This window comes from Erythrobacter litoralis HTCC2594, from assembly GCF_000013005.1.
Classification (GTDB): Bacteria; Pseudomonadota; Alphaproteobacteria; order Sphingomonadales; family Sphingomonadaceae; genus Parerythrobacter; species Parerythrobacter litoralis_A.
Genome location: NC_007722.1, coordinates 992,719 through 1,012,435, shown reverse-complemented (window position 1 = coordinate 1,012,435; position 19,717 = coordinate 992,719). Strand labels below are relative to the sequence as shown.

At 62.6% G+C, this 19,717-nt stretch carries 19 protein-coding genes; 5 read left to right on the top strand and 14 right to left on the bottom strand.

Going from position 1 to position 19,717, the window contains the following annotated elements; genetic code table 11:
- Positions 1–41: 41 nt before the first annotated feature.
- The 7 genes from EL2594_RS04840 to EL2594_RS04810 all read right to left on the bottom strand — a co-directional run bounded on the left by EL2594_RS04840 (position 42) and on the right by EL2594_RS04810 (position 8,101).
- Positions 42–653 carry a glutathione S-transferase family protein gene (locus tag EL2594_RS04840; RefSeq protein WP_011413909.1) on the bottom strand — a complete coding sequence of 204 codons (612 nt, stop codon included), beginning with the start codon at positions 651–653 and terminating at the stop codon, positions 42–44.
- The gene (locus tag EL2594_RS04835) at positions 653–1,450 is read right to left on the bottom strand and encodes an enoyl-CoA hydratase-related protein (RefSeq protein ID WP_011413908.1); all 798 of its coding nucleotides are present in this window, start codon (positions 1,448–1,450) and stop codon (positions 653–655) included. The genes EL2594_RS04840 and EL2594_RS04835 overlap by 1 nt, the downstream gene beginning before the upstream one ends.
- Before the next feature lie 221 nt (positions 1,451–1,671).
- The gene (gene mce / locus EL2594_RS04830; protein ID WP_011413907.1) at positions 1,672–2,109 is read right to left on the bottom strand and encodes a methylmalonyl-CoA epimerase; all 438 of its coding nucleotides are present in this window, start codon (positions 2,107–2,109) and stop codon (positions 1,672–1,674) included.
- A 327-nt stretch (positions 2,110–2,436) separates the two neighbouring features.
- Positions 2,437–3,969: an acyl-CoA carboxylase subunit beta gene (locus tag EL2594_RS04825; protein WP_011413906.1), complete on the bottom strand. Its 1,533-nt coding sequence runs from the start codon at positions 3,967–3,969 to the stop codon at positions 2,437–2,439.
- A gap of 78 nt (positions 3,970–4,047) precedes the next feature.
- On the bottom strand, positions 4,048–5,085 hold the full coding sequence (locus EL2594_RS04820; protein WP_011413905.1) for an NAD-dependent epimerase/dehydratase family protein: 1,038 nt from the start codon (positions 5,083–5,085) through the stop codon (positions 4,048–4,050).
- 131 nt (positions 5,086–5,216) lie between these two features.
- Positions 5,217–6,566, bottom strand: coding sequence for a glutathione-disulfide reductase (gene gorA, locus EL2594_RS04815; protein ID WP_011413904.1), 1,350 nt, complete (start codon positions 6,564–6,566; stop codon positions 5,217–5,219).
- A gap of 56 nt (positions 6,567–6,622) precedes the next feature.
- Positions 6,623–8,101 (bottom strand): DEAD/DEAH box helicase, encoded by a 1,479-nt coding sequence (locus EL2594_RS04810; protein WP_011413903.1) that lies wholly within the window; start codon positions 8,099–8,101, stop codon positions 6,623–6,625.
- Positions 8,102–8,457: 356 nt separating this feature from the next.
- Between EL2594_RS04810 and EL2594_RS04805 the strand changes: the two genes are divergently transcribed.
- Both EL2594_RS04805 and EL2594_RS04795 read left to right on the top strand, forming a co-directional pair.
- The gene (locus EL2594_RS04805; RefSeq protein WP_155805975.1) at positions 8,458–8,634 is read left to right on the top strand and encodes a hypothetical protein; all 177 of its coding nucleotides are present in this window, start codon (positions 8,458–8,460) and stop codon (positions 8,632–8,634) included.
- Between the two features lie 866 nt (positions 8,635–9,500).
- Positions 9,501–10,541, top strand: a complete 1,041-nt coding sequence (locus tag EL2594_RS04795; RefSeq protein ID WP_011413900.1) for a blue-light-activated histidine kinase — start codon at positions 9,501–9,503, stop codon at positions 10,539–10,541.
- Positions 10,542–10,730: 189 nt separating this feature from the next.
- On the opposite strand, the gene pgi is transcribed toward EL2594_RS04795, so the two are convergent.
- On the bottom strand, positions 10,731–12,284 hold the full coding sequence (gene pgi, locus EL2594_RS04790) for a glucose-6-phosphate isomerase (RefSeq protein ID WP_011413898.1): 1,554 nt from the start codon (positions 12,282–12,284) through the stop codon (positions 10,731–10,733).
- Between the two features lie 50 nt (positions 12,285–12,334).
- On the opposite strand from pgi, the gene lepB reads away from it, so the two are divergent.
- The 3 genes from lepB to era all read left to right on the top strand — a co-directional run bounded on the left by lepB (position 12,335) and on the right by era (position 14,871).
- The gene (gene lepB, locus EL2594_RS04785) at positions 12,335–13,156 is read left to right on the top strand and encodes a signal peptidase I (RefSeq protein WP_011413897.1); all 822 of its coding nucleotides are present in this window, start codon (positions 12,335–12,337) and stop codon (positions 13,154–13,156) included.
- Entirely contained in the window at positions 13,153–13,824 is a 672-nt protein-coding gene (rnc, locus tag EL2594_RS04780) for a ribonuclease III (RefSeq protein ID WP_011413896.1), read from the top strand. Before lepB ends, rnc begins: the two co-directional genes overlap by 4 nt.
- 132 nt (positions 13,825–13,956) lie before the next feature.
- Entirely contained in the window at positions 13,957–14,871 is a 915-nt protein-coding gene (era, locus tag EL2594_RS04775; protein ID WP_011413895.1) for a GTPase Era, read from the top strand.
- A 6-nt stretch (positions 14,872–14,877) separates the two neighbouring features.
- Here the strand turns inward: era and EL2594_RS15305 are convergent, their stop codons facing one another.
- The 6 genes from EL2594_RS15305 to EL2594_RS04750 all read right to left on the bottom strand — a co-directional run bounded on the left by EL2594_RS15305 (position 14,878) and on the right by EL2594_RS04750 (position 19,715).
- Complete coding sequence (locus tag EL2594_RS15305; protein ID WP_155805973.1) at positions 14,878–15,135, bottom strand: hypothetical protein; 258 nt, start codon at positions 15,133–15,135, stop codon at positions 14,878–14,880.
- Between the two features lie 59 nt (positions 15,136–15,194).
- Positions 15,195–15,719, bottom strand: coding sequence for a response regulator (locus tag EL2594_RS15635; RefSeq protein WP_324603024.1), 525 nt, complete (start codon positions 15,717–15,719; stop codon positions 15,195–15,197).
- A 56-nt stretch (positions 15,720–15,775) separates the two neighbouring features.
- Positions 15,776–16,111 carry a hypothetical protein gene (locus tag EL2594_RS04765; protein WP_011413892.1) on the bottom strand — a complete coding sequence of 112 codons (336 nt, stop codon included), beginning with the start codon at positions 16,109–16,111 and terminating at the stop codon, positions 15,776–15,778.
- 77 nt (positions 16,112–16,188) lie between these two features.
- Complete coding sequence (locus EL2594_RS04760; protein ID WP_011413891.1) at positions 16,189–16,371, bottom strand: hypothetical protein; 183 nt, start codon at positions 16,369–16,371, stop codon at positions 16,189–16,191.
- Positions 16,368–18,905 carry a type I DNA topoisomerase gene (gene topA, locus EL2594_RS04755; RefSeq protein WP_011413890.1) on the bottom strand — a complete coding sequence of 846 codons (2,538 nt, stop codon included), beginning with the start codon at positions 18,903–18,905 and terminating at the stop codon, positions 16,368–16,370. The genes EL2594_RS04760 and topA overlap by 4 nt, the downstream gene beginning before the upstream one ends.
- A 90-nt stretch (positions 18,906–18,995) precedes the next feature.
- A complete protein-coding gene (locus EL2594_RS04750) occupies positions 18,996–19,715 on the bottom strand; it encodes a hypothetical protein (protein ID WP_011413889.1) in 720 nt (239 codons plus the stop codon).
- Positions 19,716–19,717 lie beyond the last annotated feature (2 nt).

Below are 19,717 nucleotides of genomic sequence, written 5' to 3'. Positions count from 1 at the left end.
CTGCGTTCTCCGCTCGATACCAACGGAGGTGATTTCATGCCTCAAGCAGCGGCGCTTGGCCGCGCGCTTACATGGTCGTGCCAGGCGTGGAGCGCTGCACAGTCATCGGGCGCTCCGCAACCCACGAATTTGGCGAAATCCATCGTCGTAACCAGTAATATGTCGGCCATCGTATAGCGATCCGTGGCGAGAAATTCACGCCCTTCCAGCGATGTGTCGAAGAAACGGAAGGCGTCCTCGACCCGCAGGCGGTTGGCTTCACCCCATTCGGCATTGCGGCCCGGAAGGCGCGCGGTGAAGGGATGCGTGTGAACCCACACCGCGCCGATGGGCGGCATCAGGATCATTTCGACTCGGCGACACCATTGCTCGATATGCGCGATTTCGAGCGGCGTGGTGCCGAACAGCGGAGGATCGGGATGCAGCGCTTCGAGATAGCGACAGATCGCGACGCTCTCGGTGATGACCTCGCCATCGTCGGTTTCCAGCGCCGGGGTTTGCCCGCGCGGATTGATCTTGAGGTACGCGTCCGATTTCTGCTCGCGCTCGATGATCGAGACTTGCTTGCTCGGCAGCTCGATGCCTTTCTCGGCAGCGAAAATGCGCACCCGGCGTGGGTTGGGCGCCGGGTTCGGGCTGTCGTAGAACAGCATCAGCGACCCTTAAACTGGGCCTTGCGCTTCTCGAGAAAGGCTTTGCCGCCTTCCGCCGCGTCTTCGCTGGCACCGGCCAGGCGCTGGCCCTCCGCCTCGGCGAGCAGCACCTGCTGCAGCGAGCCGTCGATCGCCAGCGCGATATTCTGCTTCATCGTCTTGAGCGCCAGCGTCGGACCGTTGGCGAGCTTTTCCGCCAACGCGCGGGCTTCGTCCATCAGCGCATCGTCCTCGACGCATTTGTAGACCAACCCCCATTCCTCGGCCTGTTCGCCGCCGATCTTCTCGCCCAGCATCATCATGCGGGTGGCGCGGGCGCGACCGATGGCGCGGGTCAGCAGCCATGTGGAGCCGCCGTCCGGCACGAGGCCGATATTGACAAAGGCCTGCAGGAAATAGGCGCTCTTGCCGGCAATGGTGAAATCGCCCGCCAGACCCAGCGAGCAGCCGACACCCGCCGCCGGGCCGTTGACCGCGCATACCACCGGCACCGGTGCGCGCAGCACCTGGCTGATTGCGGGATTGTAGTGGTTCTGTAGCGCGAGGTGACTGCCGCCATTCATCGCCAGAGCGCTCCGCTCGCCGCGCGCCGAGAGGTCCGCGCCCGAGCAGAATCCCTTGCCCGCCCCGGTGATCAGCACCGCGCGCGCCCCATTTTCTCCTGCGCCCAGATCATAGAACGCCGCGCCGATCTCATCGGCCATTTGCGGGGCCATGGCGTTGAGGCGCTCGGGCTGGTTGAGGGTGATGGTCATCAGCGGGCCGTCCCGCTCGACGATGATGGTTTCGTAATCCACGCGTGCTCTCCCATACGTAGCGATTTGCAACTGTCTCTGGCGAGGTTGGGCGGCGGTGGCAAGGGCAGCGCGACATCCGACGCAAGCTGGCACCCCACCCGTTCGCCCTGAGCTTGTCAAAGGGCAGCCACAACACAAGCCACATATCGCAACGCCGTGGCTGGGCTTCGACAGGCTCAGCCCGAACGGAGGGTGTGCCGGTCTGCTTTACGAATAAGGTCCTAGTGCCCCTCTTTCGGCGTCTCCATGATCTCCGTCAGCTGGCCCATCATATCCTTGGGGTGGACGAAGAAGATCGGCGTCCCGTGCGCACCGATGCGGGTCGGGCCGAGGATGCGTTTACCCTGCCCTTCGAACCATGCGCGCGCAGCCTCAATATCGGGCACTTCGAAACAGACATGATGCTGCCCGCCCGCAGGGTTCTTGGCGAGGAAGCCGTTGATCGGCGAACTTTCGTCATACGGCTCGATGAGCTCGATCTGCGTGCCGTCCATACCGCTATGCGTGGGCGTGTTGACGAAGCAGACCTTCACCCCCTGCTCGGGTAGGTCGAACGGTTCGGTGATATCGCTTGCCCCCATCACATCGCGATAATGCGCGATGGAGTCGGCGATTGAAGGCGTAGCAACGCCGATGTGGTTCAAACGACCGAGTTTCATTTTAGAGTTTCCTCAAAAGTCCCACAAAAGCGCCAACACCTGCACCCGTCATCGTCCCGACCAAAGGGATCGCGGAACCAGCCGCTGCTCCAATTGCTGCACAGGCGGCGACGCTCTTACCAGTTGGACTTTTGATGCCCTCTTTCGCAAGTTCTATGCCGTCGCCAGCGGCAACGCGACCCTCATCGAGAACAGAGCGGGCATGTTTTGCGAAGGCTTCTCGCCGACTTGCAGGAGTCCCCTCTATGACTTTTCGTCCGCACTCGCTGCAGAATTTGGCTTGCTCAGCCAATTCGCTCTCACAGTGACGGCAGTTCATAATTCACCTCACAACGGAATATTATCATGCTTCTTCCAAGGGTTCTCGAGGCTCTTCGTCCGCAGTTTCCTTAGCCCCAGCGCGATGCGCTTCCGCGTCGAGTGCGGGTAGATCACCTCGTCGATATAGCCGCGGCTCGCCGCCACGAAGGGGTTGGCGAATCGGTCTTCGTATTCCTTGGTTTTCTCGGCGATCTTGTCGGGATCGTCGCGGTCCTGGCGGAAGATGATCTCCACCGCGCCCTTGGCGCCCATCACGGCGATCTCGGCAGTGGGCCAGGCGTAGTTCAAGTCGCCGCGCAAGTGCTTCGAGGCCATCACATCGTACGCGCCGCCATAAGCCTTGCGGGTGATGACGGTGATCTTGGGCACGGTCGCCTCGGCATAGGCGAACAGCAGTTTTGCGCCGTGCTTGATGATGCCGTTATGCTCCTGCGCTGTTCCGGGCAGGAAGCCGGGGACGTCGACGAAGGTCAGGATCGGGATCTCGAAGGCATCGCAGAAGCGCACGAAGCGCGCGGCCTTCTTCGACGAATTGATGTCGAGCACGCCAGCCAGCACCATCGGCTGGTTGGCGACTACGCCCACGGTGCGGCCCTCGACCCGGCCGAACCCGCACAGGATGTTCGCCGCATGCGCCGGCTGGACTTCGAAGAAATCGCCTTCGTCCACCACTTTGCGGATGACTTCGTGCATGTCGTAAGGCTGGTTGGCATTGGCCGGGATCAGCGTGTCGAGGCTGTGTTCCTCGCGGTCGAACGGATCCGCCGTGGGTCGCTCGGGGACCTGCTCGCGATTGCTGAGCGGCAGGAAATCGAAGAAATTGCGGGTCGCCAGCAGCGCTTCGATATCGTTTTCGAATGCGTTATCTGCGACCGAAGTCTTGGTGGTGTGGGTCTTCGCCCCGCCCAGCTCTTCCTGCGTCACGGTCTCGTTGGTGACGGTCTTCACCACCTCCGGCCCGGTGACGAACATATAGGAGCTGTCCTCCACCATGAAGATGAAGTCGGTCATCGCGGGGCTATAGACCGCCCCGCCCGCGCAGGGCCCCATGATGAGGCTGATCTGCGGCACCACGCCGCTGGCGAGCACATTGCGCTGGAACACTTCGGCATAGCCGCCGAGCGACGCAACGCCTTCCTGGATGCGCGCGCCGCCGGAATCGTTGAGGCCGATCACCGGCGCACCGACCTTCATCGCGGTGTCCATCACCTTGCAGATCTTCTCCGCATGGCGCTTCGACAGCGAGCCGCCGAAGACGGTGAAGTCCTGGCTGAAGACATAGACCAGCCGCCCGTTGATCGTGCCGCTGCCGGTGACCACGCCGTCGCCCGGGATCTTCTGATCCGCCATGCCGAAATCGACGCAATTATGCTCCACGTAGGTATCGAGCTCTTCGAAGCTATCCTCGTCCAGCAGCACATCGAGCCGCTCGCGCGCAGTCAGCTTGCCCTTGGCATGCTGCGCATCGATCCGCTTCTGGCCTCCGCCCAGATGGGCAGCTTCGCGGCGACGTTCCATTTCGGCGATATTGGCGGACATGCAGTTCCCCTGTGTGCGTTTGCATTGCGCCTAGCCAGCGCATTGCCGCAGCGTCAACCGATTGTGATCGTTGCAGACCTAGACCTTCACCACCCCATGTTCGAACAGGCTGCGCGCGCAATCGAGGATGCTGTCTTCCTCGGGCCGCGTCTTCCAGCCCAGCACTTCCTCGGCATGGCTCGCATCCGAATGGCGCACCCTGCCCAGCTCGTTCTTCACGGAGCGGAACGGCGGATTGATGAGCATGAACAGGCTCGCGACCCAACCGGGCATTGACCGCTTGGGCAGTTTCTTCGCCTGCTCCTTCGTCAGCCCTCTGCGCATGACATTCGCGAGGTCGATCATCTTCATGAACTTACCGGAAGCGATGAAGCGCTCGCCATTGATGCCCGGCGCTTCGAGACAGCGCACATGCAGGTCGGCCACGTCGCGCAGATCGACCACGCCGAAGCCAATGTCAGGTGCCATCGGTACCTTGCCGGTCAGCAGCATCGTCACCGGAGTGACCGAGGCGGAGAAGTCGTTGCTGTCGACCGGGCCGAGCACCAGCACGGGATTGATCGAGACATATTCCGTGCTCTTTCCGTCTTTGGCGCCCTCCGCCGCGATCCAGTCCCGCGCTGTGCGTTCGGCAATGGTCTTGGACTTGGCATAGGCGGTGGTGTCCGGCGAATTGACGTCGGTCCAGTCCGCCTCGGTGGAGGTGTATTCCTTGCCCCCGCGACCATAGGCGACGGCGGCGATCGAGCTGGTATGGACGAAGCGCTGCACGCCTGCTTGCCGGGCAAAGCGGCGCGCGCGCAGAGTGCCTTCGCGAGCCGGGACGATCAGCTCGTCCTCGTCGTCCGGCGTGGTGTCGGAAACCGGCGAAGCGACGTGGGCGACGTGGGTGCATCCGGCAACTGCTTCGGCCCAGCCATCGTCGCTCAGCAATTCGGCCTGGAAGACCTTGAGCTTGTCCGCAGGCGGCTGGCCGAAGCGGTCGAACAGCCGCACCTCGCTCTTGGCCGTGTCGCGGATGGTGGTGTGCACCGTCCATCCCTTGGCCAGCAACTGCTTGATCAGCTCACCGCCGATATAGCCGGTGCCGCCGGTTACCAGAACAGCGCCAGCCATGCCTTCTCTCCCTCATCCCACTCCGGCTACCGCACGGCGTGCGAAGCCTGCGCATCCGTCTCCCAGTTGGAGAAGGATGGTGTAGCTTGCTTCTTCGGCAGCTAGCGGAACCTCGATGAGGGTGTCACGCACTACTTCATCAGCACCAGCTCTTCGGCCATGGTCGGGTGGATCGCGGTCGTCGCATCGAAATCGGCCTTGGTCAGCCCGGCCTTCACCGCAATGGCCGCAGCCTGCATCATCTCGGGCGCGTCGGGCGCGATCATGTGGATGCCGACGATGCGATCATTGTCGCCTTCGCAGACCATTTTGAAGAGGCTGCGTTCGTTGCGCTGGGCGAGCACGTTCTTCATCGGGCGGAAGTCCGACTGGTAGACGCGCACCGAGCCCAGCTTGTTCTTCGCCTCCCCTTCGGTCATGCCGACGGCGGCGATGGGCGGGTGGCTGAACACCGCGCTCGCAATGCAGCTGTGATCGACGGCATAGGGATCGTTCGGTCCGAAGACGCTGTCGGCAAAGGCCTGCCCCTCGCGGATCGCCACCGGAGTCAGCTGAACGCGGTCGGTCACGTCACCGACGGCATAGATGTAATTGACGCTGGTCTTGCTGAATTCGTCGACCTTGATTTCGCCATTGTCGCCGAGCGCCACACCCACGGTGTCGAGGCCCAGCTTCTCGGTGTTCGGCACGCGGCCGATCGCGAACATGACGAGATCGACGCGCTCTTCGTCATTGTTCTTCAGCTTCACGAAATAGCCGCCGTCCTCGCATGGCTTGATGTATTCGAAGACGGTGTTGAACTCGAAATCAATGCCTTTCATCACCGAGATTTGGAGCAGGCGATCGCGCAGTGCTTCGTCATAGCCGCGCAGCAACTGGTCGCCGCGATTGACGATACAGACCTTGCTGCCGAATTCGTTGAAGATGCCGGCGAATTCGTTGGCGATATAGCCGCCGCCGGCGATGATCACCTTCTTGGGCAGCTCGTCGAGATGGAAGGCCTCGTTGGACGTGATGCCGTGCTCGACCCCTGCGCATTCCGGCAGGCGCGGACGCGCGCCGGTGGCGATCAGGATGTATTTGGCGGTGACCGTCTTACCGCTGGCGAGCGTAATCTCATGGTCGCCGGTGATCTCGGCGCGTTCCTTGAAGATTGCGACATCGTGGCTTTCGAGCGTGTCGGTATAGGCGTCCTCGAGCCGGTCGACATCTGCCAGCACGTTGTCGCGCAGCTTGATCCAGTCGAAGCTCTTGCCTTCGATTTCCCAGCCGAACTTCTGGCAGTCCTCGAGATCCTCCGCGAAATGCGCGCCGTAGACCAGCATCTTCTTGGGCACACAGCCGCGGATGACACAGGTGCCGCCGATGCGGTGCTCTTCGGCAATGGCGACCCTGGCCCCATGGGCGGCCGCGACGCGGGAGGCGCGCACGCCGCCCGATCCGCCGCCGATGGTGAAGAGGTCGTAGTCGTATTCGGCCATGCATTCGTCTCCTGATTGGCGAGCGATATGGCGTGGCCGATGTCTCTTGCCAACCGTCAGCCGCGCCGCTGTCCGCCGCCGCCGATCCGCTTGCGCCGCATGGGACGACCGCCGCCGCCCTGCTCGGCACGCTCGGCACCCTGCGGACGCTGGCCACCCGGCCGCCCGCCGGGCCTGCCCTTGCGCGCAGGATGTTTCTGTTTGGACGTGCCCTGCTTCTTGACCGGGTTCTCGACCGGGCCACCCGCGCTTTGCGGGTTTCCACCCTGCGGCTTGCTACGGTTTGTTCCGCCCTGCTTCCTCGCCTTGGGCTTCGGCTTGATGCGCGGTCCACGCTGCTTCTGCTCGCGCTTGGTCGGGCCGACGCCTTCAACCACCGCGCGGAAATTTTCCGGCAGCGGCAAGCGATCGAATTCGGCGTCGGTGTTCTTCTGGATATCCTTCAGGTAAGCGCGCTCGTCCTCGGCGCAGAAGGCAATCGCGACCCCGTCCTTGCCGGCACGCGCCGTCCGCCCGATGCGGTGGACGTACTGCTCCGGCACGTTGGGCAACTCGTAATTGATGACATGGCTGACGCCCGGGATATCAATCCCGCGCGCGGCGACATCGGTGGCGATCAGGATCGGGGTCTTGGCGCGCTTGAATTCATCGAGCGCGCGCTGGCGCTGCGGCTGGCTCTTGTTGCCGTGAATCGCGTTGGACTCGATCCCGGCCTGGCGCAGCTTCTTCACCACCCGATCCGCACCATGCTTGGTCCGGGTAAAGACGAGGATTCGCTCCTGCTTGCCCGGGACCGCATGACGACCTTTGAGAATCATCTCGATCAGGGCCTGCTTCTCGTCCTGTTGGACCATGAAGAGATACTGGTCGATCCGCTCTGCGGTAGTGGCAGCCGGTGTGACCGAGACCTTGACCGGGTTGCGACAATATTTGCCGACGAGTTCCTGAATCTGCTTTGGCATGGTGGCACTGAAGAACAGCGTCTGCCGCTCTGCCGGTACGAGATCGTTGATCTGGCGCAGCGCATGAATGAATCCGAGATCGAGCATCTGGTCGGCCTCGTCGAGCACGAGGATCTCGACCGCGTTCAGCTTGAACGCCTTCTGGTCGATCAGGTCGAGCAGGCGGCCCGGGGTCGCGACGAGAATGTCTGTGCCGCGGTGCAGCTTGTTGCGATCCTTGCCGACGGACGTACCGCCGACGATCGAGTGAACCTTGAGGCCCGCCATTGCGCCGTAATCCTTGGCCGACTGGGCTATCTGCCCGGCGAGTTCGCGGGTCGGCGCCAGCACCAGCATGCGGCAGGATTTGAACGGCGTCTGGTTGTCGGCCTCGCGCAGCCGGTCGATGCTGGGCAGCATGAATGCGGCGGTCTTGCCGGTCCCTGTCTGGGCGATCCCCAGCAGGTCGCGTCCTTCCAGCACCGGCGGGATCGCCTGTGCCTGGATCGGGGTGGGCTCGTTGTAACCCTTCATGTCGAGGGCTTGCAGCACAGGCTGCGAAAGACCGAGCTGGTCGAAAGTAGTAATTGTCATTGGTGAGTGTCTAGCTCGCATAATATGCGGCGCGCTCTGCGGACTTCGAATGGAGTCCGGGCGCGGCGCGGGTGTCAAAACGACCCGCGTGAAAAGGGAAGCTTCTTGAAAAGGGCCGAAACGCTGCCGGGGCTTGGAGCATGTGACGCTCCCGCCACTTCACGCTGGCGGGCGGTTCGATGACGCACAAATGGGCGCTAACCCGCAAAAAGTCAATCGAAATTTGTGCATTGCACAATTGCGCGAATTGTCTGTCAAATTGGGGGGATACGATGTAGATGCACTGTATCGCGAGCCATCCACCGGCGCTCCTCGTGACTGAGAGACAAATGTGCTCCCCGCTTCAGGAGGATCACATGGATCTCAACCAGCTATTCTATCACCATCAACTCGCCCTCATGTCGGCAGGTGTTGTCAGTCCTGACAACACGAGCCTGGTCGATCACTACGCCCGCAAAATCCGCAACTACCGCCGCGACAGCGGACTGGCCATTGGCGGCGGCTGGCAGACTGTCCGGAAGGCAGCGCGATGACGGAAAGACTGATCGTAGCCTATGTCCTGATGGGCATGCTGGCGATAGGCTTCTGCATCATGGTGTGGTCGATATGGTATAACTCCGCGACCCAGAAAAATGCACGCTACAGAACTGAATCGAAACGCCGCGCCCAGAAGCACGCGGAAGAGTTCGACTACAGGGGCGAGGGAAAATGAGCGGCCGTGCAAAAGTCCTTCCAAGCCCGGGTGCAGCCATTTCCTGCGCGCAAACGGCGAAAGGATTTCAGCAGCATCCCGACGGCTGCCTCAAGGTGACTTGCACAATGACGCCAAGGGCGAAGCTGGCGATATCCTGAGCGATCGTGCGCCGTCCGCCAGATGGTTTGTCGAGACGGACGATCGTCCGATCGAGAACGCCCGCGAAGCTGACCCAGGCCAGAGCTCAGACGAGCTAAGTCGCGACGATCCAGCTCGCGAACACCGAACAGTCGCGCAGCATGGAAATCGAAGCAATCGGGCAAACTGCCTCGGAACGGGGTGACACAGGTTACACCCTGTCACCCTGAGAGATCGTCGGTATGGTATTGATATCAGTGCATTTTCGAGACGACTTGACAGGTGACACCTCGCTTTTCGCTTTTCTCCTTCGCATGAAATCGGGCGGAAATACGGGTCCCGAATGCCAGACCCCTCGCCTGTAGGACAGCGAAACCTGGCAAGTGCCCTGCGCTATGCGAACGCGCGATCAGCTTAAGCTGGCATCCTCGCGAGCCAGGAAGAAACTGCAAGCAGAAGGCCGCTCATGGCACTCGAATTTGCGAACCGGCCCCGATTTTGATAACAATCCAAATGCCTTGCGGTTGATAGTTGCGGTGGGCGCATCTCCGGCAAGACGATTTGGGGATGGCCGTGGGACTAGCCGAACATGACAAGGAAGCCTGGGGCAGGCTGCCTTTTTCGCTGACAATCGCAGACATTTCGCAAGACGACGAGCCGCTCATCTATGTGAACCGCGCGTTCGAGCAGATGACCGGCTATTCGCGATCTTCCGTGGTCGGTCGCAACTGCCGCTTCCTGCAAGGCGAAAAGACTGATCCGGGTGCGGTCGAGCGTCTCGCTAAAGCGATCAGGAATTGCGAAGAGGTCGAAGAGACGATCTACAACTATCGCGCCGATGGCGAAGGCTTCTGGAACCATCTCCTGATGGGGCCTCTCGAAGACCAGGACGAGAAATGCCGCTATTTCGTCGGCATCCAGGTTGACATGGGCCAAAGCGAGAGCCCCGACCGCGCGACCGAGCTGGATCGGCAGCTCGCGGAGGTCCAGCACCGGGTGAAGAACCACCTGGCAATGATCGTGAGCATGATCCGCATCCAGTCCAGCCAGGCGGGCGGTGTCGGTTCGCAATTCGACAGCCTCTCGCGCCGGGTGGAAGCGTTGCAATTGCTCTACCAGGAAATGGACATCGCGGGCGCGGCGAAGGCGACCGACAAGATCATCCCTCTCGGCGCCTATCTCGGGCGCATCGCATCCGCCATCAACCACATCGACGGTCGCGGGGCGATCAAGGTCAATGTCCAGGCCGACACGGTCGATGTGCCGGTCGAGACCGCCGGCAGGATCGGCCTGCTGGTGTCGGAAGTCCTCACCAACGCGCTGCAACACGCCTTCAGCGACCGTGCGAGCGGAGTCGTCCAGCTCCGTTCGTCGGTCATGTCCGGCGAGCAGCTCCGCGTCACGGTGGAGGACGACGGCCGGGGAATTCCCGAGGATTGCGACTGGCCCAACGAAGGCAATCTCGGTTCGCGCATCGTCCGGCAGCTCGTGCAGGGACTGGGCGCCGAACTCAACGTCACCCGCGGGGGCACCGGGACCATCGTCAACATCGACATCCCGCTGTCGCAACAAAAGACCCTGATCGCCGACGAGCGGACCAAAGATTAGGTCGCGCCTTTGCCGAAGGGTTTGTCGAGCCGGACGATTTTCCGGTCGAGGATGGCCGCGAAGCCGACCCAAGGCAAAACAGGGAACGAGTTACTCAAACGTAGAAGCTCCGCCAAGCGGCCTTGTTCGTAGCAAGAACCTGCCCGGAGAGCGCTGTGAGAATGGCAAGTCAGATCAAGGCGTAGACCGTCATGCCAACCCCGCAGCCCCTACCAGCGCCTGCGTACTCGCATCGAACTCCGCGCCGCCGCTTTCGATATCCTTCGCCATCTTCTTGCCCAGCTCGACGCCGAACTGGTCGAAGGGGTTGATGCCCATCAGCACCGCATTCGCAAAGGTGCGGTGTTCGTGGAAGGCGATCAGCGCGCCCAGGGTCACCGCATCGAGATCGTCGCACAGCATGGTGGCGCTGGGGCGGTCGCCGGGGAAGACGCGAGCGGGGTCCTTTTCATCCGCCGCCATATTGCCGCCAGCCATCAGCGCCGCTCCTTGCGCGAAGCAATTGGTCAGCAGGATGCGGTGATGGGCCGGGTCGAGATCGTCGCCGGGCGCGATGCTGGCGATGAAATCGACCGGCACCAGATGCGTGCCCTGGTGGAGGAGCTGGAACACCGCGTGCTGTGCGTCCGTCCCCACCCCGCCCCAGGTGATCGGCGCGGTCGGGCCATCGACGGGCGTGCCGTCCGCCTTCACGCGCTTGCCGTTGCTCTCCATCTCGAGCTGCTGGAGATAGTCGGGCAGCAGGCCGAGCCGCTCGTCATAGGCGAAGCACGCGCGCGCCTGGCAGCCGCGCACGCGGGTGTAGTAGAGGTCGGCAAAGGCAGCGAGCAGCGGCAGGTTGGCGCGGCCATCGGCGCTGGCGAAATGCTCGTCCATTGCCTGCGCGCCCGCCAGCATGCCTTCGAACTCGTCCCACCCCGCGCCGAGCGCGACCGGGAAACCGATGCTCGACCACAGCGAATAGCGCCCGCCGACGCTCTCCATGAAAGGTAAGACGCGGGTTTCGTCGACGCCGAATTCGACTGCCGCTTCCGGATTGGCGGTCAGTGCCACCACCCGGCCATGCGGATCGTCCACGCCATTGGTCTTGAGCCAGTGTAGCGCGCTTGTCGCGTTGGTCATGGTCTCGATCGTGGTGAAGGTCTTGGAGGCAATAGCGATCAGCGTGGTGGCCGGATCGCACGCCGCAAAGGCCTGCTCCAGCGCGACGCCGTCGATATTGGAGACAACATGGACATCGACCAGCGCCAGGTCACGGGTCAGCGCATCAAGCGCGAGTTTGGGCCCGAGCGCGCTGCCGCCGATGCCGACATGGATCAGGTGCTTCACCTCCCCCATCGCACCGCCATGGATCGCGTCGACCAGCGCTTTCATCCGGCCCATCAGCGCCACGGCTTCCTCGACGCTCGCCTCCGCGCCCGTGCCGCGCTGCGCGGTGTGTTCGGCGGCGCGGCCTTCGGTGACATTGATCTTTGCGCCGCTCAGCAGTTTCTCGCGGGCACCCGCAAAATCCATCGCGTCGGCGAGCGCTTCGAACCCGTCGAGCAGCTCGTCGGTCAGGTGCGTTTTCGACCAGTCGAACAGGATGCCGCCAGCCTCCTGCCCCCCGGGACTTTCAACGCCCCATGCGAGCCGGTGGCTGAGCTTGCTGACCCGCTCGCTATCGGCATCGAACAGCTCCAGCAGGGTGCGCTTTTCCACCCGGTGGATCGCATCCCATGCGTTGGTTTCAGCATCGCTCATCGCGCAAATTCCTCTTGCCAGCCTTCCCGTCGCGCCTAGGGGTGCCAGCGATGAATGAAAAGGCCCAAGCTGTTACGAATACGGATGCGCCCACGAAGCGCACGTGGCTCAGCTTTCCGGCCTTCCTAGTGCTGGTGGTGCTGGCCGCCCTCGCCTTCCGCAGTTTCGCCTTTTCGCTGTTCAGCATTCCCAGCGAGAGCATGCTGCCGCGGCTGGTGATCGGCGACTACCTGATCGCGTCGAAATGGGATTATGGCATTTCCAATGCGTCGCTGCCGTTCGACCTGCCGCTGATCCCGGGGCGTTTCTTCGCCGAGCAGCCCGAGCGCGGCGATGTGGTGATCTTCAAGCATCCGATCGACGGGGCGGATTACGTCAAGCGCGTCATCGGCCTGCCGGGCGACGTGGTCGAACTGGACGGCGGCGAAGTCGTGCTCAATGGCGAGCGCCTGCCGCAGGAAAAGCTCAGCGATTTCGTGGTGCCGGTCAGCCCCAATACCCGCTGCGCCTGGGGCGCAGAGGAAGAACGGCTGGCCGACGGCCACCTGCAATGCCGCTACACCCGTTTGCGCGAAACGCTGCCCAGCGGGCGCGATTACGAAGTGCTGGACTTTGGTCCCACCCCGCAGGACAGCTACGATCCGGTCCTCGTGCCCGAGGGCATGCTGTTCCTGCTGGGCGACAATCGCGACAATTCGCAGGACAGCCGCTTCCCGCCCGAAGCGCAGGGCGGCATTGGGCTGCTCTCGCAGGGCCTGCTGGTCGGCAGGGCGCGCCGCGTCCTGTTCTCGACCGATGGCGGCGCCGAATGGCTCAAGCCCTGGACATGGTTCACGGCAGCTCGCGGCGAGCGTATGGGGAACGCCCTATGACGATTCTCGCACCCGAAACCCTGCAATGGCTCGCCGATACCGGTTTCGCGGTGGAAGACGACGAGCTGTGGCTGGAAGCCTTGACGCACGGCAGCACCGGGGCCGAGCGGGACTACCAGCGGCTCGAATTCCTCGGCGACCGGGTGCTGGGGCTGGCGATCTCCGACCACCTTTTTCGCAAGGTCGGCGGATCGGAAGGCGCACTGGCGCAGCGCCTGAACGCGCTCGTCAGCAAGGGCGCCTGCGCCAAGATCGGGCGACGGATCGGGCTGAGCGACCACCTGGTGCTCGGCAAGCAGGCGCGCGAGGATGGGGCGGCGCAGAGCACCAACATTCTCGGAGACGTGGTCGAGGCGCTGCTCGGCGCGAATTATCTCGATGCCGGTTTCGGGCCGACCTGCGCGCTGGTCCACCTCCTGTGGGACGAGGATCTGAACGGCATGGCGGGCCGCTCGAAACATCCCAAGTCGGCGCTGCAGGAATGGGCCGCGGGCAACCAGCGGCGGCCCCCGCAATACGAGCTGGTCGACCGTTCCGGCCCCGATCACGCAGCGATATTCACCGTGCGGGTCGAGGTCCACAAGGTCGGCGCGGCGGAAGCGACCGCCAGCAGCAAGCAGGAAGCCGAGACCGAGGCAGCGAAGAAATTCATGGAGCAGTTCGGGTGATCCCTCGACTGGACTTCTCGACAAGGCCTTGCAGGCTCGCTCGAAGTCCGCTCGGGACGAACGGGGTCATTGACTGCCGTTCATCTCGAGCAGCAGCCGAGGCCGCAGGCCGAGCGCGTGTCGAGAGATCATATGACTGAGAAAATTTCGAAATGCGGTGTCGTGGCCGTGCTGGGTGCGCCCAATGCAGGCAAGTCGACGCTGGTCAACCAGCTGGTCGGCCAGAAGGTCGCGATCACCAGCGCCAAGGCGCAGACCACGCGTGCGCGCATGCTGGGCATTGCGCTGCACGAAAGCGATGACGCGAAGACGCAGATGATCCTCGTCGATACGCCGGGCATTTTCGCGCCGCGGCGACGGCTCGACCGGGCGATGGTGAGCGCAGCCTGGGAAGGTGCCGAAAGCGCCGATGCCGTGCTGCTGCTGGTCGATCCGGTCAAGCAGCGGCGGCACGAGCTGGAGCCGTTGCTGGAAAGCCTGAAGGATCGGCCCGAGCGCAAGATCCTCGTCCTCAACAAAGTCGATGTCGCCAAGAAGGAGCCGCTGCTGGCGCTGGCACAGGACCTGTCCCAAAAGGTCGACTTTGCCGAGATCTATTTCGTTTCCGCGCTTACAGGAGATGGTGTGCCGGAGATGAAAAATGCGCTCGCCGCGCTGATGCCCGAAGGCGTGTGGCACTACCCGGAAGATCAGGTCTCCGACGCCAGCGAACGCCTGCTGGCGACCGAGATCACCCGCGAGCAATTATACCAGCAGCTGCACGAAGAACTGCCCTATGACAGCGCGGTGCGTCCCGAACAGTACAAGCAGCGCCCGGATGGCAGTCTGGAAATCCACCAACAAATCGTCATCGCCCGCGAAAGCCAGCGCCCGATCGTCCTCGGCAAGGGCGGAAGCCGCATCAAGGCCATCGGCGAAGCGGCACGCAAGGATCTGAGCGAGATTCTCGGCGTGACGGTCCACCTGTTCCTGCACGTGAAAGTCGACGAGAAGTGGGCCGAGAACAAAGAGGTGTTTGAAGAAATCGGGCTGGATTGGGTGCGGTAGGCTCTTTTAGCGTTCGGTAAGGTCGTCGACCACCTCATCTAAACTCCATGCAAGTTCTTCGAGATGGCTTTCGATCTCCATAAGTTTGAACTCCATCGCACGAAACTTCTGAAGCGATCCACTAGGGGCTGAAGCCCAATGAGCTTCTTCAATGGCTGCGGTTAAGTCCTCAGCTCGCAGCTTGAGTTTTTCAATCCGAATTGCTTCATGCCATAGGGCTGTATTGAGGGATTCAATTCGACCAATGATGCGCTTTTTCGCCATTGGCCGGTTATAGGTTTAGGTTGTCAGTGTGCCAGCCCAATTTCCGCGACGAATTAGGCTTACGTTACCAACCGCTCCAGCTTCGCTTTCAGCTTCGCCTCGTCGAACGGCTTGACGATATAGTCGTCCGCGCCTGCCGAAATGCCTGCGTGGATGTCGGTCGTTTCGCCCTTGGAGGTGCAGAACATCACTTTGGTGCGGTCGGCGCCGGGGATGGCGCGCAGTTTGGCGACGAAATCGACGCCACTCATGACCGGCATCTGCCAGTCGGTAATAACCAGGTCCGGCATCGCCTTGGCGCAGCGGGCCAGCGCTTCTTCGCCATTCTCGGCCTCGGCGACGCGATAGCCCATATCCTCGGCGATCATGCGCGAGAGTTTTCGCACGACGCGGCTGTCGTCCACGATGAGGCAGCGTTTGCCACCAGCGGTGTACTCACCGTCCCTGTCCGCCAGCGCCGCCGCGACGGCGGCTTCGACAGGATCGAGCTCGAGTTCCTCGGCAACCGCCTCGGTTTCCTGCGATGTCAGCGCTTCGGGTGCAGGCACCGGCACTTCCGGCACGCCGTCCATCGGCGCGGGCACGGCCACTTCCTGCGGTGCTTCGGTGCCGTCCTTGGTCGGCCCGGTGCGGCGTTTGATCAGATTTTGAATGGTTCGATCCCCCGTGCGCGCGGTTTCGCAAAGGCTGCGCTCCGCATGGCCAGATCGTCGTCGAATTCGCGGTCGTAGCCGTCCCCATACCCATCGTCGTCATTGTCGCCAGCGGTTTCGCCGGGGGTCATGCGGACATGGAGATATGGCATCCAGACATCGCCGAAATCGGCCTTCTGGTACCATACGTCGATCACGTCGTAGCTCGCCCACATGCCGTTCTTTTCGCGCAGGCGAAGACCTTCGCCGATACGCGGTACGGCGGCAAAGCGCAGCCGATCCTGCGACTGGTGCGTCTCGTTCTGGACTTCGATCTCGATCACGTGCGGCCCCTGTGTTCGGGATCGTGTTAACCGCCAATTCTGAAGGATTTACCAACGCAGGCGATCCGCGAGCGCCGCTAGCGTTTCCTCGCGATCTTGATTCTGTTTTGCTTGGCGAAACTCTTGGTCGACTCCTCGCTCCGACCCAAGGCCTTCGCGATCTGCTTCAGGCCCTGCCCCTTGGATGCAAGGAGGCGCAATTTGCCCGCCTCTTCGCCATTCCATGGTTGCTTGTGCCGTTCAAAGCGGTCCTTGCTCACTTCTTCGCCGCTGCTTTCTTCTTGGGTGCAGCTTTCTTCTTCGCAGGAGCTTTCTTGCGTTTCTTCTTCACCGGCCCTTTGGCGGCGCGGGCATCGATCAGTTCGATCGCCTGCGCTTCACTCACATCCTCGGGCTTCATGTCTTTGGGGATGGTCGCATTGGTGGTGCCATCGGTGACATAGGGACCATAGCGCCCCGGCATGACCTTCATCTCGCCGCCGCTGGTCGGGTGTTCGCCGAGCGTCTTGATAGGCTCCGCCTTGCCGCGACCGCCACCCTTGCGATTGGCGGCTTCGGCGAGGATCGTGACGGCGGCGTTCATGCCGACTTCGAACACGTCGCGCGTGCTCTGCAGCTTGCCGTATTTGCCGTCGTGGCGGAGGTAGGGGCCATAGCGCCCGATCGCCGCTTCGATTTCCTTGCCCGTCTCCGGATGCGCGCCGACGATGCGCGGCAGGTCGAGCAGCTTGACCGCCCAGTCGAGATCGAAATCGTCGAGGTCCTTGGGGATGCTCGCGCGCTTGGCTTCCTTGCCCTCGCCCATCTGGACGTATGGTCCGAAGCGGCCGGACTTTCGCTCGATGTCCTCGCCGGTCTCCGGGTGCTGGCCCATGATGCCGTCGTCCGCCGCGCTTTCGTTGCCGCCCGGCTGGGCGAAGCGGCGGGTATACTTGCATTCTGGATAGTTGGCGCAGGCGACGAACGCGCCATAGCGGCCGCCGCGCAAGGCAAGCCTCCCGCCCTCGCGCCCTTCGTCCCGGCACAGCGGGCAGGCGCGTGGTTCGGTGCCGTCTTCGGTCGGCGGGAAGAGATAGTCGGAGAGATAGTCGTCCAGCACCTCGGTTACTTCCGAGGGCAGTTTCTCCATGACTTCGTCGGCCTTGGGCTTGAAGTCGGCCCAGAACTTGGCGAGCAATTCCTTGTATTCCTCGCGCCCGTCGCTGACGGTGTCGAGCTCTTCCTCCATCCCGGCGGTGAATTCGTAGGCGACGTAGTTGGGGAAGAACCGTTCGAGGAACGCTGTGAGCAATCGGCCCGATTCCTCGGCAAAGAAACGGTTTTTCTCCATCCGCACATAGTCGCGGTCGCGCAAAGTCTGGATGGTCGAGGCGTAGGTCGATGGCCGACCGATGCCGAGCTCCTCCAGCCGCTTGACCAGCGAGGCCTCGGAGAAACGCGGTGGCGGCTGGGTGAAATGCTGGTTGGCCTCGACACCCTTCTTGGCGGGCGCATCGCCCTTGTGCATGGCGGGCAGCAGGCCGTCTTCGTCCTCATCGGACTTGTCGTCGAAGCCTTCCTGGTAGACCGCAAAGAAGCCGGGGAACTTCACCACCTGCCCGGTGGCCCGCAGCGCGTGCTGGCCGGTCGGGTCTTCCAGCGTAATGGTCGTGCGCTCCAGCTGCGCGGTCGCCATCTGGCTCGCCATCGCGCGCTTGAAGATCAGGCCGTAGAGCTTGGCCTCGTCGCCCGATCCAGCACTGTCGCGGTTGAAATTGGTCGGCCGGATCGCTTCGTGGGCTTCCTGCGCGTTCTTGGCCTTGGTGGCGTAGAAGCGCGGTTTCTCGGGCAGGTACGCGCTTTCGTATCGCTCTTCGATCGCGTGGCGGCAGGCGGCGATCGCGCTGCCGTCCATCTGCACGCCGTCGGTCCGCATGTAGGTGATCGCGCCCGCTTCATAGAGCGACTGGGCGCACCGCATCGTGTGGCTGGCCGAGAAGCCGAGCTTGCGCGCAGCTTCCTGTTGCAGCGTCGATGTCGTGAACGGCGGCGCGGGATTGCGCTTCAATGGCTTGGTCTCGATGTCCGAGACCGTGAAGCGCCCGGCATCAACGGCGGCCTTGGCCGCCAGCGCCGAACCTTCATTGCCCAGCGTCATCTTGTCGAGCTTCTTGCCGTCGAAGCGCACCATGCGTGCATCGAATTCGGTCCCGTCATGTTCGAACCTGGCGAGGACGGACCAGTATTCTTCGGGCTTGAACGCTTCGATCTCGCGCTCGCGATCGACGATCAGTCGCAGCGCAACCGACTGCACGCGGCCCGCCGATTTCGCACCGGGCAGCTTGCGCCACAGAACGGGCGAAAGCGTAAAGCCGAACAGGTAGTCGAGCGCGCGGCGTGCCAGATAGGCGTCGATCAGCGGTTGGTCGAGCTCGCGGGGCCTGCCCATCGCCTCGGTAACGGCGCTCTTGGTGATGGCGTTGAAAGTGACGCGATCGACCTTGGCGGGTAGCGCCTTGCGCTTGGCCAGCAATTCTTGGACGTGCCAGCTGATCGCCTCGCCTTCGCGGTCGGGGTCGGTTGCGAGCACCAGCCGGTCGGCCTGCTTGGCCGCGTCGCTGATTTCCTTGAAGCGCTTCTGCTTGTCGCGATAGAGCTCCCAGTCCATCGCGAAATCCTCGTCCGGCCGCACGCTGCCATCCTTGGGCGGCAGGTCGCGGACATGGCCGTAGCTGGCGAGAACCTTGAAGTCCTTGCCGAGATATTTCTCGATGGTTTTCGCCTTGGCCGGCGATTCAACGATAACAAGTTGCATGGAGGTGGTCGCTGTCCCTTACGCGTATACGTGCATGTACGCGCGAAGGTGGGGTCGACGGAATCGATCCGTCAACCCCGCGCGTTCAGTTCAATCAAAAACTTCGCGCACCGCTTCGGTGTCGTCGTTGAGCAGGTAGAAGACCGCCGCGCCGAAGGCGAGGAACATCGCACCATAGATGTTCTGGCCAAGCACTTCGGCGACAATCGCGATCACGGACTCATCGCCGACCATGGCGACGACCGGCAGCACCAGCACGGCGACCGCTATGGCGGTCGCGATGCCGAGCACGATCATGGCAAAGAACAGCGGCCAGCCATGCCCGCGCGTCGCTTCCCAGCTCTTGCCGAACGCCTCCGGCACCGGCGTCTCCGTGCCGACGACGTAGCCAGTCGCGGCGATCCAGCGGACGAGCAGGATCAAGCCGGGAATCACCAACAGCAGGAAACCGAACAGCAGCCCCAGCCCGTAGAGGATCGAAAATCCCAAATAGCCAAGGAAGCGGTTACGCCCGATCGAATAGCCGCGATGGGCGAGGAGGTGCGCGAAAAACAGGTACTGGATGAGAAAGGTCACGATGCCGAGCACGATCACCAGCAGCACCGCAAGCGCGCCGGCTTCCATCACGTTGGCGTCTATCTTGAAACCCCACGAAATCGAATATTCGCTGGTAGCGATCCCGAACAGCAACGCGGGCAGGGAATTGAGGAGCGTCAGTATTGCGATGTATCCCGCCATCCATGGCAGCGCGTCGCGGGCGACGGCGAAGGTCTCGCCCAGAAACCCTGCGAAATCCGCATCTCTCTTCATTT

Excerpts from the sequence above, each read along its gene's own strand:
- EL2594_RS04840 (WP_011413909.1), bottom strand. The coding sequence starts at position 653 with ATGCTGTTCTACGACAGCCCGAACCCGGCGCCCAACCCACGCCGGGTG.
- mce (WP_011413907.1), bottom strand. The coding sequence starts at position 2,109 with ATGAAACTCGGTCGTTTGAACCACATCGGCGTTGCTACGCCTTCAATC.
- EL2594_RS04825 (WP_011413906.1), bottom strand. The coding sequence starts at position 3,969 with ATGTCCGCCAATATCGCCGAAATGGAACGTCGCCGCGAAGCTGCCCAT.
- EL2594_RS04820 (WP_011413905.1), bottom strand. The coding sequence starts at position 5,085 with ATGGCTGGCGCTGTTCTGGTAACCGGCGGCACCGGCTATATCGGCGGT.
- gorA (WP_011413904.1), bottom strand. The coding sequence starts at position 6,566 with ATGGCCGAATACGACTACGACCTCTTCACCATCGGCGGCGGATCGGGC.
- EL2594_RS04810 (WP_011413903.1), bottom strand. The coding sequence starts at position 8,101 with ATGACAATTACTACTTTCGACCAGCTCGGTCTTTCGCAGCCTGTGCTG.
- EL2594_RS04805 (WP_155805975.1), top strand. The coding sequence starts at position 8,458 with ATGGATCTCAACCAGCTATTCTATCACCATCAACTCGCCCTCATGTCG.
- EL2594_RS04795 (WP_011413900.1), top strand. The coding sequence starts at position 9,501 with ATGGCCGTGGGACTAGCCGAACATGACAAGGAAGCCTGGGGCAGGCTG.
- pgi (WP_011413898.1), bottom strand. The coding sequence starts at position 12,284 with ATGAGCGATGCTGAAACCAACGCATGGGATGCGATCCACCGGGTGGAA.
- lepB (WP_011413897.1), top strand. The coding sequence starts at position 12,335 with ATGAATGAAAAGGCCCAAGCTGTTACGAATACGGATGCGCCCACGAAG.
- rnc (WP_011413896.1), top strand. The coding sequence starts at position 13,153 with ATGACGATTCTCGCACCCGAAACCCTGCAATGGCTCGCCGATACCGGT.
- era (WP_011413895.1), top strand. The coding sequence starts at position 13,957 with ATGACTGAGAAAATTTCGAAATGCGGTGTCGTGGCCGTGCTGGGTGCG.
- EL2594_RS15305 (WP_155805973.1), bottom strand. The coding sequence starts at position 15,135 with ATGGCGAAAAAGCGCATCATTGGTCGAATTGAATCCCTCAATACAGCC.
- topA (WP_011413890.1), bottom strand. The coding sequence starts at position 18,905 with ATGCAACTTGTTATCGTTGAATCGCCGGCCAAGGCGAAAACCATCGAG.
- EL2594_RS04750 (WP_011413889.1), bottom strand. The coding sequence starts at position 19,715 with ATGAAGAGAGATGCGGATTTCGCAGGGTTTCTGGGCGAGACCTTCGCC.